The organism is Acidovorax sp. GW823-FHT01C06 (assembly GCF_058798375.1).
Window position 1 is genome coordinate 41651 of sequence record NZ_JBXAKN010000012.1, and the last position, 16620, is coordinate 58270.

The 16620-nt window shown below is 68.5% G+C and carries 14 protein-coding genes; 3 read left to right on the plus strand and 11 right to left on the minus strand.

Going from position 1 to position 16620, the window contains the following annotated elements:
- Nucleotides 1-15 precede the first annotated feature (15 nt).
- The 3 genes from guaD to AC1RCS_RS21270 form a co-directional block, all read right to left on the minus strand.
- A complete protein-coding gene (gene guaD / locus AC1RCS_RS21260; protein WP_492245855.1) occupies nucleotides 16-1314 on the minus strand; it encodes a guanine deaminase in 1299 nt (432 codons plus the stop codon).
- Between the two features lie 122 nt (nucleotides 1315-1436).
- Nucleotides 1437-2297: a ZIP family metal transporter gene (locus AC1RCS_RS21265; RefSeq protein ID WP_218295663.1), complete on the minus strand. Its 861-nt coding sequence runs from the start codon at nucleotides 2295-2297 to the stop codon at nucleotides 1437-1439.
- 148 nt (nucleotides 2298-2445) lie between these two features.
- Nucleotides 2446-3342, minus strand: coding sequence for a dienelactone hydrolase family protein (locus AC1RCS_RS21270; protein ID WP_218340053.1), 897 nt, complete (start codon nucleotides 3340-3342; stop codon nucleotides 2446-2448).
- Between the two features lie 234 nt (nucleotides 3343-3576).
- Here AC1RCS_RS21270 and AC1RCS_RS21275 point away from each other — a divergent pair, with 234 nt between their 5' ends.
- Complete coding sequence (locus AC1RCS_RS21275; protein WP_492245856.1) at nucleotides 3577-5976, plus strand: sensor domain-containing diguanylate cyclase; 2400 nt, start codon at nucleotides 3577-3579, stop codon at nucleotides 5974-5976.
- Nucleotides 5977-6118: 142 nt separating this feature from the next.
- Here AC1RCS_RS21275 and AC1RCS_RS21280 read toward each other — a convergent pair whose 3' ends face one another.
- Both AC1RCS_RS21280 and AC1RCS_RS21285 read right to left on the minus strand, forming a co-directional pair.
- Entirely contained in the window at nucleotides 6119-6916 is a 798-nt protein-coding gene (locus AC1RCS_RS21280; protein ID WP_492245857.1) for an aspartate/glutamate racemase family protein, read from the minus strand.
- A gap of 19 nt (nucleotides 6917-6935) precedes the next feature.
- Entirely contained in the window at nucleotides 6936-7826 is an 891-nt protein-coding gene (locus tag AC1RCS_RS21285) for a transporter substrate-binding domain-containing protein (RefSeq protein ID WP_492245858.1), read from the minus strand.
- A gap of 371 nt (nucleotides 7827-8197) precedes the next feature.
- Here AC1RCS_RS21285 and AC1RCS_RS21290 point away from each other — a divergent pair, with 371 nt between their 5' ends.
- Complete coding sequence (locus AC1RCS_RS21290; RefSeq protein WP_492245859.1) at nucleotides 8198-9412, plus strand: D-amino acid dehydrogenase; 1215 nt, start codon at nucleotides 8198-8200, stop codon at nucleotides 9410-9412.
- A 54-nt stretch (nucleotides 9413-9466) separates the two neighbouring features.
- Here the strand turns inward: AC1RCS_RS21290 and AC1RCS_RS21295 are convergent, their stop codons facing one another.
- From AC1RCS_RS21295 to AC1RCS_RS21320, 6 genes are all read right to left on the minus strand, one after another.
- The gene (locus tag AC1RCS_RS21295; RefSeq protein WP_218340050.1) at nucleotides 9467-10393 is read right to left on the minus strand and encodes a LysR family transcriptional regulator; all 927 of its coding nucleotides are present in this window, start codon (nucleotides 10391-10393) and stop codon (nucleotides 9467-9469) included.
- A 120-nt stretch (nucleotides 10394-10513) separates the two neighbouring features.
- Nucleotides 10514-11146 (minus strand): glutathione S-transferase family protein, encoded by a 633-nt coding sequence (locus tag AC1RCS_RS21300; protein WP_218295670.1) that lies wholly within the window; start codon nucleotides 11144-11146, stop codon nucleotides 10514-10516.
- Nucleotides 11147-11167: 21 nt separating this feature from the next.
- Nucleotides 11168-12073: a glutathione-dependent disulfide-bond oxidoreductase gene (yghU, locus tag AC1RCS_RS21305; protein WP_492245860.1), complete on the minus strand. Its 906-nt coding sequence runs from the start codon at nucleotides 12071-12073 to the stop codon at nucleotides 11168-11170.
- Nucleotides 12074-12289: 216 nt separating this feature from the next.
- Nucleotides 12290-13357, minus strand: a complete 1068-nt coding sequence (locus AC1RCS_RS21310) for a porin (protein WP_492245861.1) — start codon at nucleotides 13355-13357, stop codon at nucleotides 12290-12292.
- A 147-nt stretch (nucleotides 13358-13504) separates the two neighbouring features.
- Nucleotides 13505-14344: a substrate-binding domain-containing protein gene (locus AC1RCS_RS21315; RefSeq protein ID WP_492245862.1), complete on the minus strand. Its 840-nt coding sequence runs from the start codon at nucleotides 14342-14344 to the stop codon at nucleotides 13505-13507.
- 43 nt (nucleotides 14345-14387) lie between these two features.
- On the minus strand, nucleotides 14388-15362 hold the full coding sequence (locus AC1RCS_RS21320; RefSeq protein ID WP_369643051.1) for a Bug family tripartite tricarboxylate transporter substrate binding protein: 975 nt from the start codon (nucleotides 15360-15362) through the stop codon (nucleotides 14388-14390).
- A 106-nt stretch (nucleotides 15363-15468) separates the two neighbouring features.
- Between AC1RCS_RS21320 and AC1RCS_RS21325 the strand changes: the two genes are divergently transcribed.
- The gene (locus tag AC1RCS_RS21325; protein WP_218295675.1) at nucleotides 15469-16368 is read left to right on the plus strand and encodes a LysR family transcriptional regulator; all 900 of its coding nucleotides are present in this window, start codon (nucleotides 15469-15471) and stop codon (nucleotides 16366-16368) included.
- The last annotated feature ends 252 nt before the right edge of the window (nucleotides 16369-16620 follow it).

Below are 16620 nucleotides of genomic sequence, written 5' to 3' on the forward strand. Positions count from 1 at the left end.
GGTAGCGCATGAATATCAAGCGCTAGAGCCGTATTTTGCTTGAGAAATCACTGTTTCCTGCACCACCCGGTCGTCGCCGAGCACGATCAGCGCAAACAAAAGCTCATCCAGGTTGCGCGCCTGGCGGGTCTTGCGCGCCAAAAGGGGGGTGGCCTCAGGGTTCAGCACCAAAAAATCGGCCTCGCAGCCCGGCTGCAGATTGCCCACCACGCCCGCCAGGCCCAGCGCCTTCGCGGCTCCCGCCGTGTGCTGCCACCACAGCTGCCGGGGCGACAAACTCAGGCCCTGCTTGCTCTGCCCTTCGCGGCCCACATAGTAGGCCGCCAGCATGGTGTGGAACGGGCTGAAGCTGGTGCCCCCGCCCACATCGCTGGCCAGGCCGTAGCCAAAGCCCACGCGGTCCGCGCCCGCGTAGTCGAAGAAGCCGCTGCCCAGAAAGAGGTTGCTGGTGGGGCTGACGGCCGCCACGGTGCCGGTGTCGCGCATCAGCGCCCGGTCGTCGTCGTCGAAGTGGATGCAATGGGCGTACACCGCGCGCTCGCGCATCAGGCCAAAGCCGTCATACACCGCCAGGTAGCTGCGCGCATCCGGAAACAGCTCGCGCGCCCAGCGGATCTCGTCGCGGTTCTCGGCCACATGCGACTGGATCCATACATCCGGGTAGCGCGCGGCCAGCTCGCCCGAGCCGCGCAGCTGTTCATGCGTGCTGGTGGGCGCAAACCGCGGCGTGATCGCGTAGCCCAGGCGGTCCACGCCGTGCCAGCGCTGGATCAGGGCCTCGGTGTCGAGCAGGCTCTGCTCTGTCTCGTCGCGCACGCCGTCGGGCGAGTGGCGGTCCTGCAGCACCTTGCCGGTGATCAGGCGCATCTGCCGGCGCTGCGCCTCCCCAAACAGCGCATCCACGGATGCGGGGTGCGAGGTGGCGAACGCCAGCGCCGTGGTCACGCCGTTGCGCAGCAGCTCGTGGACGAAGAAGCCCGCCACCTCGGCGCCGTAGGCCGGATCGACAAAACGCGACTCGTGCGGAAAGGTGTAATTCTCCAGCCAGGGCAGCAGGCCCTCGGCGGGGGAACCAATCACATCGGTCTGCGGAAAGTGAATGTGCATGTCCACGAAGCCCGGCGCCAGAATGCGCCCCGGTAGGTGGACGACAGGCTCGCCGGCGTACCGGTGCGACAAGGCCTGCCACCCGCCCGCCGCCAGCACCCGCTGGCGGCCGCCGGCGTCGGGGCCCACGGCCAGCAGGCCGTCTTCATCGTAGAGGGCCGTGCCGTCATCGGCAAAGCGCAGGAGGGCGGATCGGTAGACAGGCATGGCGCAAGCTTATCCGCCCGCCGCGAGGAGCACATAAGCTCTGCCAGATACACACTATGACGGCACGCGAACTGCGCCTGCGGCGAATGCCCGGAGCCGACCGCGCCAGCCCTCCTGCGGGCTCAGTGCCCGTGCGCCGCCCCGCTCACCAGCGTGACGATGACCATGCCCGCGACGAGCCAGGCGATTTGCAGCACCGTCTCCCGTGCCGTGAGGCGCTTTTGCAGTTGCGGGATCAGGTCGGCCAGCGCCACATACACAAAGCTGCTGGACGCCACGGCCAAGAAGTAGGGCAGCAGGTCCTGCAGCTGCCCCACCAGGAAGTAGCCCACCACGCCGCCCAGCGCCGTCACGGCGCCCGCCAGGGACACCTTGACCAGCGCCATGCGGCGGTTGGGGCTGGTCTGGCGCAGCACCACCAGGTCGCCCATGTGGTGGGGCACCTCGTGCGCCAGCACCGACACGGCAGCGATCACGCCCAGCCGGATGTCGGCCAGGAAGGCGGAGGCGATCAGGATGCCGTCGCCAAAACAATGCACGCTATCGCCCGTCAGCACGGCCCAGCCGCCGGATCGCGGGGCATGGTGGTGGTGATGGTGGTCGTGGTGCGCATGGTCGTGCCTGCCGCCGTGGTCAGGGCCGTGGCCGTGTTCAGCGCCGAGCGGATGTGCCGGCGCCTGCGCCACATGGCTGTGCTCGTGCCCGTGGTGCCAGAGTTCCGCCTTGTCCAGCAGGAAGAAGAACACCACGCCCACGAGCAGCGTGGCGAACAGGTCGTGCGCGCCCGCCTGGCTCTCGAATGCCTCGGGCAGCAGGTGCATGAAGGCCGTGGCCAGCAAGGCGCCCGCCGCCAGGCTGAGCAGGTGCTGGGGGCCGACGCTGTCCGGGCGCCCGCCCAGGCCCAGCCGCATCAGCAGCGCGGCCAGCCACACGCTGCCAATGCCCGCGGCCAGTGTGGCCAGGATGATTGCTACCAAAGTCATAGCTTCTTGCGCTTTATAGATATGCCCTGGAGCCTATTTTCGTTCAAATACCGCATCCCGGATGCGAGATTAAAAAAGCCGCCCCGGGTGGGGGCGGCTGCGGTGGCCAGGGACTTCCCCTGCCGGGCCCGCGTGGGCCCACGCTGCCTCAGGCCACGCCGTGTGTCTTGAACCAGGCCAGGGCCCGCTTCCAGCCGTCCTCGGCCGCTTCCTTGCGGTAGCTCGGGCGGTAGTCGGCATGAAAGGCATGGGGCGCGTCCGGGTACACCACGAATTCCGACGCCTTGGCCTGCGGCGAACCGCTGGCCAGCGCGGCTTTCATCTTATCAATCGTGTCAAGGGCGATGCCCGTGTCCTTCTCGCCGTACAGGCCCAGCACCGGCGCCTTGAGGATGGGCGCGATGTCCACCGGGTGCTTGGGCGTGAGTTCGCCCGGCTGCCCCACGAGGCGGCCATACCAGGCCACGCCCGCCTTCACGGGGCCATGCGCGGCGTACAGCCAGGTGATGCGGCCGCCCCAGCAAAAACCCGTGATGCCCACGCGCGCGGCGTCGCCGCCATTGGCGGTGGCCCATTGCACCGCGCCGTCCAGGTCGGCCATCACCTGCGCATCGGGCACCTTGGACACCACTTCGGCCATGAGCTTGGCCACTTCGGTGTACTGGGACGGGTCGCCCTGGCGCGCATACAGCTGCGGCGCGATGGCCAAGTACCCGGCCTTGGCGAAGCGGCGGCAGGTGTCGGCGATGTATTCGTGCACGCCAAAGATTTCCTGGATCACCAGCACCACGGGCAGGCCGGTCTTGCCGGCGGGCGCGGCGCGGTAGGCGGGCACCTTGAAGCCGTTCACGGTAAAGCTCACCTCGCCCGCCGTGAGCCCGTCCGCCGGCGTGGCGATGGCCGTCTGCGCCATGATGGGCGCGGCCGCGGCCGCATAACCCAGCCCCAGGGCAGCCTGCAGCGCGGTGCGCCGCGTGGCGCCGGCGTCGGTGCTGCGGCCGGGCAGCAGGGCCCGGGCGTCGGAATGGAGGTCGTCATTGAACATCGGGTTTCTCCAGGAAAAGAAGGATGGGCAAGGGATGGGAACCGCAGTCTAGGGGGTTTGCCGCATCCCCGCTTCCCTGGGTACCGAAAAACAGGGACCGCTGCTAGACTTTCCGCAGACCGGCACCGCACCCAGCCGCTGGCCCCCTGGTTGTGCGCCACCACGGCGCTTCCTGGGGCGGTCGATCCCTTCACCAGAGAGACCCGTGACCGCCACCTTGGGAAACCCTGCACGATGAGCCCGCCCCCACCCCGCGAAGACCCGCTGGCGCTGCCGGTGGCGGGGCTCTGCGGCGTGGGCGGGCTGGCGCTGCTGGGCTGGGCCCTGGCGGGCCAGGATGCCGGCAACGGCACCGCGCGCGCCATGCTGGCCGCCGCGGGCGTGGCGCTGGCGGCGCTGGCCCTGCTGCACGGTCGGCTGACGCTGCGGGCCCGGCGCCTGCGCCGCGACGCCGCCGCATTGCGCCAGGCGGCCGGGCGCGCCAGCATGCAGCTGTCCGCCACCCTCGACATCCTGCCCGACGGGCTCGCGATCTACGACGCCGAAGACCGGCTCGTGCTGTGCAACGCGCAGTACCGCCAGGTGGCCGCGGACTCCGTGATGCCGCTGGAGTACGGCACCCGCTTCGAGGACGTGCTGCGCCGTGCCGCGCAATCGGGCAGGATCACCGCCGCCCTGCCCGACACCGAGGCCTGGCTGCGCGAGCGCATGGCGCGCCACCGCTCTCCGGCGGGCCCCGAGGTGCAGGAGATGCAGGGCGACCGCTGGCTGCGGATCACGGAACGTGGCCTGGACGGCGGGGGCGTGGTGGTGCTGCGCACCGACATCACCGAGGCCGTGCACAGCGAGCGCGCGCTCAAGCGGGCCCTGCACGACGCCGAGCGCGCCGAGCGCAGCCTGCGCGAGGCGGTCGACGCCATGCCGGCGGGACTCGAAATCTACGACGAGACCGACCGCCTGGTGCTGTGCAACAGCCACATGGAGCGCCTGCGGCCCCACCTGCGCTCGGAGACCTCGCTGGGCAAGACGTATGAGGAACTGCTGCGCGAAGGCCTTCGCCAGGGCATCCCCGAAGCGGCGCAGGGCCAGGAAGAGCTGTGGCTGGCGCACGAGATGGCGCTGCGGGGCCACCGCCCAGGCCCCGAGGTGCGCCATGAAGGGGGCGGCGCGTGGATCCACATGCACGAAAGCCGCACGCCGTCGGGCATGACGGTGTGCGTGCGCCTGGACATCACCGACCTCATCGAACAGCGGCAGGTGGCCGAGGCGGCCCGCCAGGAAAGCCAGCACACCCGCCAGCTGCTCGAGCGCGCCGTGGAGGCGCTGCCCGTGAGCATCGAGATCTTCGACGAGCAGGACCGGCTGGTGCTCTACAACCAGCAGTTGTCGCGCATGTACCCGCACATGAACTACGCGGAGCACCTGGGCAGGAGCTTTGCCGACATCCTGCGGCATTCGGTGGACCGGGGACTGATTCCGTCCGCCCACGGCCGCGAGGAGGCCTGGATCGCCGAGCGCCTGTCCGAGCATGGCAGCCGCACCTCCACCCTGGTGCAGCGGCTGGCCGACGGGCGCTGGATCAACATCTACGAGACCCGCACGCCCGAGAACTACGTGGTGGCGGTGCGCCTGGACATCACCGACCTGATCGAGCAGCGCCAGGCGCTGGAGGCCGCGCAGGAGGCCGCGCACAAGGCCCGCGAGCTGCTGCAGGACGCCGTGGAATCGTTGCCCGAGGGCTTTGCCCTCTTCGATGCCGACGACAGGCTCGTGGTGTGCAACGCCCAGTACCGCAAGCTGTACCCCATTTCCGCGCCCATGATCGTGCCCGGCAGCACCTTCGAGCAGATCGCGCGCTACGGTGTCGAGCGTGGCCAATACCTCGACGCGGTGGGCAACGAGGAAGACTGGATCGCGCAGCGCGTGGCCGACCACCGCGCCGCCAGCCAGGCCGTTCTGCAGCGCCTGCCCCACGGCCGGTGGCTGCAGGCCGACGAGCGGCGCACCCCGCAGGGCGGCATCGCCGGCGTGCGCACCGACGTGACGCTGCTCGTGCGCAAGGAGCAGGAACTGGCGGCCGCCAACGAGAAGCTGGCCCTGCTGTCCACCACCGATGGCGTGACGGGCATCGGCAACCGGCGCCGCTTCGACGAGCGGCTGGCCACCGAATGGCTGCGCTGCGGCCGCCACCAGGCGCCGCTGGCGGTGGTGCTGATCGACATCGACCACTTCAAGCTCTACAACGACCACTACGGCCACATCGCCGGCGACGCCTGCCTGCGCCACGTGGCGCAACTGCTGCAGGCCACCATCCGCCGCGCGGACGAGGTGGCCGCCCGCTACGGCGGTGAAGAGTTCGTGCTGCTGCTGCCCGACACCCTGCTGCCCGATGCCGTGACCGTGGCCCAGCGCTGCATGGACGGACTACGCGAGGCCGCCCTGCCCCACCCGCGCTCGCCCACGGCCCCCATGCTCACCCTGAGCATCGGCGTGGCCAGCCTGGTGCCCCGCCCCGATACCGGATCGGACACCCTGGTGCAGGCGGCCGATGCCGCGCTGTACCGCGCCAAGCATGGCGGACGCAACCGGTTCGAGGTGTTCTCCCCGCCGCCCTCCACGCTCACCGCGGCATGAAGTCCGGCGGGTACGTGAGCGAATCCACCAGCAGCAGGTGAGGCATCCGCATGCCCGGTTTCACCCACCCTGGGTGCAATGGGCGCGGTGAAGCATTTGTCGTACACGCGGTGTGCGTGCTGAACCAGGCCATCCCCGGGATTCAGGCCGGGTGGGCCGCAGGCCGGGCGGGTGGCAGGGTCGCGTCGCGGTACGCATGCCGAGCCAATGCGCTGGCCAGCACCAGCGAGGGGTTCACCAGCGCCACCCCGTCCAGGCGCGGGCTTTCGCTCAGCGCCAGCGGGATCTCGGTGCAGCCCATGATGAGCGTGGACACGCCGTGGCGCAGCTGCAGCGCCCGCGAGACGGACTCGAACCGGTCCCGCGCCAGGGCATAGTCGCCGGCCTTCACGCCGCCGTAGATGCCCTGCATCAGCGCGTCCTGCTCCGCGAGCGTGGGCACGAAGCACTCGATGCGGCTGTACGCCAGCTCGCGCTGGTACAGGCCCGCGTCGTAGGCGCCCCGGGTGGCCAGCAGGCCCACGCCCTGCACCCCGGCGGCGGCCAGGCCGCCCACCACCTCCTGCATGCCGTGCAGCACCACCATCTGCGGGAAACGCTGCTGCAGCAGGCCATGCCAGGCATGGGCCGTGTTGCAGGCAATGGCCACCACGCGGGCCCCCAGCGCCGCAAGCCGCCCCGTGGCCTGCAGCATGGGCTCGGCCGGCTGGTGCGCGCCCGCACGGGTGTCGCTCAGCGCCGCCGTGCGGTCCGGGATCGGCACCTGCGCCAGCCAATGCTCGGGATAGGCCTGGTCGTGCACGGGAATGCCCAGCGCGCCCATGCGCTCGGTACAGGCTTGCACGAACAGGCGCACGAAATCAGCCCCCGCAGCGGGGCCCATGCCCCCGAGGATTCCCACCACCTGCGGCAGCGGGCCGTGGCTTGCGGACACTGGCATGTGCTCTGCGGCTCGCGCTTCAAAGGGCCGGCTTGTCGCTCTGCGCCACCAGGTTCTCGCGCAGCTCGGTGCTCATGGGCAGGTTGAGGTTCTGGTTGCGTGGCGGCACGGGCGAGCTGAACCACTTGGTGTAGAGCTTCTCGAATTCGCCGGACTTCATCATCGTGCCGATCACGCCGTTGACGAGCGCCTGGAACTGCGGGTCGTCCTTGCGCAGCATGCAGGCGTAGGGCTCGACCTGCAGCGAGTCGCCCACCACCGCCCAGTCGGCCGGATTGCGCACATTGCCCATCAGGCCGAAGAGCAGGATGTCGTCCATGGCGAACGCCTCGGCGCGGCTGCTGTCCACCAGCAGCACGGCATCGTCGTGGTCCTTGCCCAGCACGATGTCCAGATCAAGGTTGTTGTCCCGGCTGTACTTGCGCAGCACCTGCGCATTGGTGGTGCCGGAGGTGCTCGCCACCTTCTTCTTGGCCAGGTCGGCGTAGTTCTTCACGCCCGACGACTTCTTGGTCAGCAGGCGCGTGCCGGTGTAGAAGTAGTTGATGGCGAACTGCACGTCCTTGCCGCGCGTGCTGTTGTTGGTGGTGGAGCCGCATTCCAGGTCGATGGTGCCGTTCTGCAGCAGCGGGATGCGGTTCTGCGAGGTGACCGCCTGCAGCTCCACCTTGAGCGCAGGGTTGTTCACGCGCTTCTTCACCGCGTCGACCACCGCGTTGGTGATGTCCACCGCGAAGCCCACCGGCGCGCCCGGGCCGGCCAGGTAGCTGAAGGGCACCGACGACTCGCGGTAGGCCACGGTGATCTTGCCCGACTCGGCAACCTTCTTGAGGGTGTCGGCACTGGCCACGGTGCTGGCCAGCAGTCCGGTGGCCACGATGGCGGCGGTGGTGAGGGCAGAGAGCTTCATGGAAATCCCTTTGTGCAAAAGCAGATGGATGGAGGAGGAGCAAGCAAGCAAGCGAACGAACGAACGAACATGAATCATGGAATGAATGCGAAAAATCCGGACGCAGGGGCACTGTAGGAATTTGCGCCGCCCTTGAACAATTCATTTGCACGGGTAGGCCATGACCAAAAGTTATGCCGCCAGACTGGTGCACGCCATCGCACCATCCGCGTGCCTCTTTCCACGAGGCCCTCGCAACTTCCGCACCCGCGCGCCCCCTTCCCGTGCGCGCATCCACATAACTTCCCGGCATGGCTGCCCCGCGCATTGGCATTGTTCAGGCGCCGGCCCGCGCCCTACATTGCGCTTCCATCCACCAAAAAGCCCACAAGATGCAGGTATGTGTCCTCGGCGCAGGCATCGTCGGCCTGGCCACCGCGTATGAACTCCACCAGCGCGGCATGCAGGTGACCGTGGTCGACCAGGCCCAGCCCGGCGCCGGTGCCAGCGGCGGCAACGGTGCGCAGCTGAGCTACAGCTACGTGCAGCCGCTCGCGGACGCGGGCATCTGGGCCCAGCTGCCCCGGCTGCTGCTGTCGCCCCAGTCCCCGCTCAAGCTGCGCCCGCAGTGGGACCCCCACCAGTGGCGCTGGGGCGTGGCGTTCCTGCGCGCCTGCAACCGGCGCACGTCGGAGCAGAGCACCCGGCAACTGCTCGATCTGGCCGCGCTGAGCCGCCGCCGGTTCGAGGCCATGCTGCGGGCCGAGCAGCTCGACTGCGACTTTTCGACCACCGGCAAGCTGGTGCTGTACGACACGCCCGCGGGCCTCGCGGGCGCGCGCCGGCAGATGGAACTGCAGCGCCCCTGGGGCCGCCCGCAGGAGGCCGTGTCCGCCGCGCAGTGCGTGGAGCTGGAACCCGCCCTCGCCCATTACGAGCGCCACATCGCGGGCGCCATCCACACGCCCAGCGAATGCGCGGCCGATTGCCTCAAGGTCTGCCAGGGCCTGCAGGACCTGCTTGCTGCGCGCGGCGTGCGCTTCGTGCTCGGCGCCCGGGTGGAGGACTTCGTGCGCGAGGGGCAGCACATCCAGGCCGTCCACACCAGCCAGGGGGCCATCGAGGCGCGGCAGTTCGTGCTGGCCTTGGGCAGTGCCAGCCACGCCGTGGCGCGGACACTGGGCGTTCGCCTCCCGGTCTACCCGCTCAAGGGCTACAGCATCACGCTCGATGCCACGGGCGACGCGGGTGCCGCGCCACGCGTCAACGTGACCGATGCGGCGCGCAAGGTGGTGTTCGCGCGCATCGGCCAGCGCCTGCGCGTGGCGGGCATGGCGGAACTGGTGGGGCACGATGCGCAGATTCCTCCCGCGCGCATCCGCAGCCTGTGCCAGGCCACGAGCGCGGTCTTTCCACGCTGCAGCGACTTTGGCGAGCTGCGCCCCTGGACGGGCATGCGCCCGGCCACGCCCACCGGCGTGCCCGTGGTGGGCCGCCATGTCCGTGCGCCCGCCAACCTGCTGCTGAACACGGGGCACGGCGCCCTGGGTTTCACCCTCGCGTTCGGCACCGCGGCCCAGGTGGCGCAGCTGCTCGCGCCGGCCTGAGCGTACGGCGCTGCCCGTGCCCGCCGCGGCGGGCTGCGGGAGCGCGCCGCCAGCTCAATCGGCCACGGGCAGGCCCACGGATTCCATGGTCTCGGCCACCGCCTGGCGCATGCAACGCGTCATGGCGCTGGCCAGCAGCGAGCTGGGCCGGTTCACGGTGCGCAGCGACTTGATGGGCACGGCGATATGGGGCGCGAGCGCCAGCACGTCGACCTTGCCGCGGTCCGCCGATGCGGCGGTGCACGCATCCACCACCGCCACCGCATGCCCGTGGTGCGCCAGCGCCAGCGCCGCGTGGTAGGTCTGCACGGTGATCGCCGTCTTCAGGCCCACGCCCGCTTCGCGGCACGCATGGTTGACCACGGTGCCGATGGGGTCGCGCACGTCCAGGCGCACCACGGGCGTCTCCACCAGATCGGCCAGGTGCACGGTGCCCGAGCGCACCAGCGCCGCATCGAGCATGCCCTTGGGCGCCACGCAGAGCATGCGCCCATCGGCCAGGTGCTCCTGCGTGAGCGAGGGGTGCGCCACGGCGCTGAACACGAAGCCCACGTCGGCTTCCTGCAGCACCAGGGCCGAGACGATCTGGGGCGAATGCAGCGCATCGATGGTGATCACCACATCCGGGTGCGCCTGGCGAAAGAACCGCAGCGCGCGCGGCAGCACTTCGTAGCTCAGCGCCAGCACGCTCAGGATGTGCAGCTCGCCTTCGCGCCGGTCGCTCTTCAAGCTGTTGGCCAGGCGCTGCACGTCGTCGAGCTGGGTGAACAGGCGCTCGATGTGGGGGTAGAGGGTCTGCGCCTCGGTGGTGGGCACCAGCCGGCCCTTGAGGCGGTGGAACAGCGGAAAACCGAGCTGCAGCTCCGCGTGGGCGAGGATGCGGCTCACGGCGGGTTGGGTGACGTTGATGAGGCGGGCCGCCGCGCTCACACTGCCGGTGAGCATGACGGCGTTGAAAACTTCTATGTGGCGAAGGCGCATGGTGCAACGATGCAAGGAACGCGCCGGGCACGCAATCCTTGAATCTCCCATTGCGGAAACGGGCTGCGGCAGCCCGGTCGGGCGGCTAGCTGGCGGCCGTAACGGTTCTCTCAGCTACAGCTACAACGACATCGACGGCCGCGCCGCCATGGCCGCGCGCCAGCGCAGCAGGTGCGGGTGCTGCTCGCCCGGCTTGTGCTTGACCACGCGCGCAAAATCCACCGCCACCACGGCCGTGATGTCGGCCACGCTGAAGCGGTCGGTGGCCATGAAGTCGCGCCCCGCCAGGCGCTCGTTGAGCAGCTGAAAGAACTGCCCCACCCGCACCAGCCCACGCTCGGCCAGGGCCGGGATCTGCGGATAGTCCACCGCGCCCGGCAGCGCCCGGTTGGCCATGGCGGGCGCGCTGTTGCGCAGCGCCTCGGCAATGGCCTGCAGGCCCTCGAACTCCATGCGCCAGTTCCAGCTGGCGATCTCGGCCTTCTCTGCAGGCGTCTCGCCCAGCAGTGCAGGCTGCGGGTAGCGCGCTTCGAGATACGCGGTGATCGCCGCGTTGTCGGTCAGCAGCAAACCCTCTTCGGTGCGCAACGCGGGCACTGTGCACTGCGGGTTGATCTGACGGTAGGCCTCGCCCAGTTGCTCGCCATTGCGCAGGTCCACCTGCACGGTGTCGTGGGCCACGCCCTTTTCTGCCAGCAGGATGCGCGCGCGGCGCGGGCTGGGCGCGGTGGCGCAGTCGTACAAAGTGATCATGGTGACGCCTTGCAAGAAAACTCAGCGTGCGGGTGAAGAAGCTGCTGCTGCCGCCGCCTCGATCTTGTCCTGCGTCTTGGTGTCAAAGTCGCTGGCGTCATGCCGCTCGCGCAACTGGCTGGCCGGGTCGCCATTGACGCGGTTGACCTTGCGCCCGCGCTGCACCGCCGGGCGCTTGGCAACTTGCTCGGCCCAGCGCACCACATGCGTGTACTCGTGCACCTGCAAGAACTCGCCTGCGTTGTAGGCCTGCCCTTTCACCAGCAGGCCATACCAGGGCCAGATTGCAATGTCGGCCACTGTGTATTCATCGCCCGCCACGTACTCCGTCACGGCCAGGCGCTGGTTCAGCACATCCAGCTGGCGCTTGGCCTCCATCGCATAGCGGTCAATCGCATATTCGATCTTGACCGGCGCATAGGCATAGAAATGCCCAAATCCGCCGCCCACAAACGGCGCACTGCCCATCTGCCAGAACAGCCACGACAGGCACTCGGCCCGCGCCGCGCCCTCTTTGGGCAAGAAGGCGCTGCCGAACTTCTCGGCCAGGTACATCAGGATGGCGCCGGACTCAAACACGCGCACTGGGTGGGCCGGATCCGTGCGGTCCAGCAGTGCAGGGATCTTGGAGTTGGGGTTCACGGAAACAAACCCGCTACCGAACTGCTCCCCCTCGTTGATGCGAATCAGCCACGCGTCGTACTCCGCGCCGCTGTGGCCCAGCGCGAGCAGCTCTTCCAGCATGACAGTCACCTTCACGCCATTGGGCGTGCCCAGCGAATACAGCTGCAGCGGATGCCTCCCCACGGGCAATTCCTTGTCGTGCGTGGCACCGGCGATGGGCCGGTTGATGCTGGCGAACTGGCCGCCGTTTTCCTTGTTCCATTGCCAGATGGCGGGTGGGGTGTAAGGGGTGGGATCGGGCATGCAGGGGCTCCAGGCAAATGTGGGAGAGGCGGCCATGCGGCCACGGGTTGCCTCACGAGTTTAGCGGCGACCCTGCGCGCCTGCATGGCTACCACCCATGCCCTTTCCGGCGTCCGCTTCCAGACTCTTTCATGGAGCAGGGCAATGCCGGGGGCACCGCAGAGCGGGGTCGACCAGGCAGCCTCGGCGGCCCGCACCGGAGGACCGCGACGCGGCTCAGAACGTATGCGCGATGCCGCTGCTGATCCCGGTGGCTCGGCTCTTGGGGGCCGCGCCCTGGTAGCCCGCGCGCCAGCGGGTACGGTCCAGCTCGGCGTAGAGCTTGGTGCGGCGTGAGAATTTATATTCTGCAAACAGCATGGTCCGGCTGTACCCGTCCTCCCTGGCCCCGGTGCGCTCGCGCTCCACGCGGTACCACGCCGCTGTGAGGTCGATCGTGTTCGTCGCCGACCAGGTGGCGCCGGCCGAATGGGTGCGCTGCCCGGTGCGGGCCGATGCTGACGTCTGCGCATGGTTGCGCGCGGTGTTGACCGCCAGGCGCACGCTGCCGGACTGGTAGGCAGCGCCCAGCGTGGCGGCACGCAGCGGCAGGTCTGCCGCCGTGGTGAACCGCTGGAACGCCCCCGAGATGACCCAGCCCCCGGCCGTGTACGCCAGGCCGGCACCGGCCGAGTGCTGGGCGGCGGTGGACCCGGCGTTTTCACCCACGCTGTACATCGCCCGGGCCGTGACCGGACCGAAGAAACCGGTGTATTTGAAGGAGTTGTCCAGCCGGTACGACCCGCTGGAAGACCCGGTGGCACCGTACTCCACCCCGAGGCCGTGGTTGCTCAAGGCCGCAGTGACGATGTTGGGATTGAAGGCCGCAAAGCGCATACCCACGGCATCCACCGGGCTGACGGCATCGGCCAACAGATTGGTCTGACGCCCAAGGGTGACCTGCCCCCACGAACCACCGACGCCAACGATGGCGGCTCGATCAAAGAACTTGGTGACGTTGGCCGTGCTGCCCGTGTCCACGTTCAGGCCCGTCTCCAGGTTGAAGAGCGCGTACATGCCATCGCCCAGGTCCTCGCGGCTGCGGAACCCGATGCGGCTGGTGTTGTCGACCCCGCTGGCCAGGCCGGTGGCCGACGCGGCGGCCGGTGCGTTGGCGGAGGTCATGCCCGAGGTGTGCCGCACGCTGGCGTCGACGATGCCATACACGGTGGGGCCACCCTGCTGGGCAAATGCGAAGGCCGGCACACTCAGTGCGGCGACGAGGACAGGAATCAAGCGGGTCATAGGACTCTTTTGTCGTTGTAGTGATGTGCGCGCAGCCGCCAGCCGCACCGTGCAAAGCCGGTGCCTGTCGTGTCTGAGGTGCGCGCAGGAAGGGGCATGCGCCCCGGGCGCAGGGGGCGTGCCTGGGCGGTGCCGGGAGTCGCCGCGTCAGCGAGCGGTGGCGGGCTCCATGCCGGTACTGCGGATGATGGGTGCTGCAGCCGACGCCGAAAGGAAGCGGATCAGATGGCGGGCCGCTTCCGGATTGGCCGACCCAGCCGCCACACCGGCCGAGAAAAACACGCGCTGCTGCACTTCGTCCGGCAACGGGCCGACAAACTCCAACTCCTTGAACGGTAACAGCTCACTCACCTGCTGAAAGCCGATCTCGGCATCGCCGCGCAGCACCACCGCGCCCACGCGTTCGCTGAATATCTTGGTGGCCTTGTCCTTGATCTGCTCCGCGACACCCAGACGCGGGAACAATTCGGTCGACAGATAGACGCCGCTCGCGCTGGCCGAGTAGGCGATGGATTTGGCATCGAGCAGCGTCTTCTTGAGCGCATCGACCGTGCTGATGTCGGGCTTGGGCGTGCCCTTGCGCACGCTCATGCCGATCATCGAACGCGCGAGATCCACGCGGCTGCCCTGCTGCACCTTGCCCTGGGCAATGAGTGCCTCCAGGCCCGAATCGGCCAGGATGACGATATCGAACTGCTCGTTGCGGGCAAAACGGCTCGGGATCGAATCGGGCGCGTTGCCCATGGATGCACCCCGCTCCGTGACCACCTTGTGGCCGGTGGCCTGCTCGTACAGCGGGATCAACTGGTCGTACGCAGCCGAGAAGCCGCCCGATGTGACCACGCGGATCTCTGCGGCCTGGACGCTGGCCGGCACGGCGCCCGCCATGCCCAGGCCCACCGCCAGCGCGGTGCCCAGCATGGCGTTCAGGAATCGTCGGCGCGGCGCCCGCGGAGGCCGGGTAGTCGTCGAATAGACGGATTGCATGTCTTGTCTCCTGATGTCTTGTTGGAATGCGGGGCGCTGCGCCTCAGTCCGCAGTGATCTTTCGCTCGCGCACGATGCGGCCCCACTTGCCGTGCTCTGCCGCGATGAACTTGCCCAGTTCTTCCCGCGTGCCGGGCGCAGCCGTCTGGCCGTGCTTGAGGAGGTTTTCGCGCACCTCGGGGGTGTTGAGCACCTTCACCAGCTCGACATTCCAGCGGTCGAGCAACGGCTTGGGCGTTTTGGCCGAAGCCACGAACGCATACCAGTTGGTGGCATTGAAGCCCGGGAACGTCTCGGCCACCGTGGGCACATTGGGCAGGTAGGCGGGGCGGGTCAGCCCGGTGGTGGCCAGCGGCACCAGCTTGCCCGATTCGATGTGGGGCAGCGCCGTGGGAGGCGCTGCATAGAACGACGTGACCCGCTCGCCCAGCACGTCCTGCAGCGCCGGGGCGCCGCCCTTGTAGGGCACATGCACGGTATCGATCTTGGCCACATCGTTAAGCAGCTCGCCCGCCAGGTGGGAGGCAGACCCAGGGCCGGTCGAGGCAAAGTCGAGCTTGCCAGGCTCACGCTTGGCCTTGGCCACAAATTCGCCCAGGGTTTTGATGCCGGTGCTGGCCGGCACCACCAGCACATTGGGGAAGCTCACGCCCATGGTGATGGGCGACAGATCCTTGAGCGGGTCGTAGCGCACGGCCATGAAATGGGGCGCGATGGTGAGCGGCCCGATCGACCCAAACAGCAGCACCGAACCATCCGATGGACCAGTGGCGACCTGCGTGTGCGCCAGATTACCGCCCGCGCCTGGCTTGTTGTCCACCACCACGCTCTGGCCAATGTTTTCGCCCAGCTTCTTGGCAATCAGCCGCGCAGCGATATCCGCCGAACCGCCGGCGGCAAAGCCCACGACCAGGGTGACCGGCTTTTTGGGAGGGAAGTCTTGAGCCTGGGCTGTGGTGTGGGCCAGCGCAAGGCTGACCGCCAGGGTGGCCGCCGCGATCAGTGAACGTCGTTGCATGTCGGTGATTTCCAGAAGCGGCCGAAGCACGGTCGGCCTTGCTAGGAGCGCAAGTCTAGGCAGGGCACAATGGTCTGTGAATTGCAATTTAAGGAGCGACTGTTGCATGGCACGCATCAAATTCGATATGGGTGAACTGCAGGCATTCGTGGCCACCGCGGAGAAGGCGAGCTTCCGGCTTGCCGCCGAAGCGCTATGCCTGTCGGCACCCGCCTTGAGCCGGCGCGTGGAGCGGCTGGAGCTGGCCCTGGGCGTGCGACTGCTGGAGCGCACCACCCGCAGCGTGGAACTGACCGCCATCGGCCAGGAGTTTCTGCACGAGGCTCGCACCGCGCTGGCCGGGCTGGATGCGGCCGTGCAGCGTGTGAGCGACCAAGTACACCTGCGCCGGGGGCGGGTCACGATTGCATGCATCCCGTCGGTGGCCAGCCATCTCCTGCCCCGTGTGCTGCGCGGCTTTGCAGTCGCGCAACCTGAAGTGCAGGTGCATGTCATGGACGAAAGCGCAAGCCAGGTCCTGGACGCCGTGCTCAGCGGCGCGGCCGATTTCGGGCTCAGCTTCACGGGAAGTCAGGAGTCTGCCGTTCGCTTTGAAGCCCTGACCAAAGAGCGCTACATGCTGGCCATGCCGCGCAGCCACCGCTGGGCCAAGCGCAAGGAAGTGCCCTGGGCCGAACTGGCCGGGATGCGGCTGGTGTCGGTATCGCGCGACAGCGCCAACCGCCTGCTGCTGGACCAGGCCACGGCCGACCTGCCCGAGCAACCGGTGGCTTGGTACGAATGCAATCACGTGGCGGGCGCGCTGGCCCTGGTGGAAGGTGGCCTGGGGCTGGCCGTTCTGCCCCAGCTGGCACTGCCGCCTGCTCACGCCGAGGTCTGCGGCGTGCCCCTCAGCGCGCCCGACTTGTGGCGCACCCTGGGTCTGCTGCAGCGGCGCGACCGTGTGCTGTCACCTGCGGCTGACGCGTTGAGGGCACGGGTGAAGCAGTTGCACGGCGCGGGTTGAGGAAGAACCGGCAGCCGCAATGCGTACTCTGGTGTGGCTTACCCACGGGCAATTCACCGTCACACGGCGCACCAGCGATGCGGGCTTGATGCTGGCTGTACCTTCCGAACCTGGAGAAGCTTGTCTTTGGAGTACCACTTCACTTCGAAGGTCGGCTGTTCGTGTTCTCACCCAGGGCGTAAACGGGTCTTGCGAGCAGCTAACTAGCCGCTCGTCTCTCCAGCGAGACGGCGACGCAGGCAACGACATAAA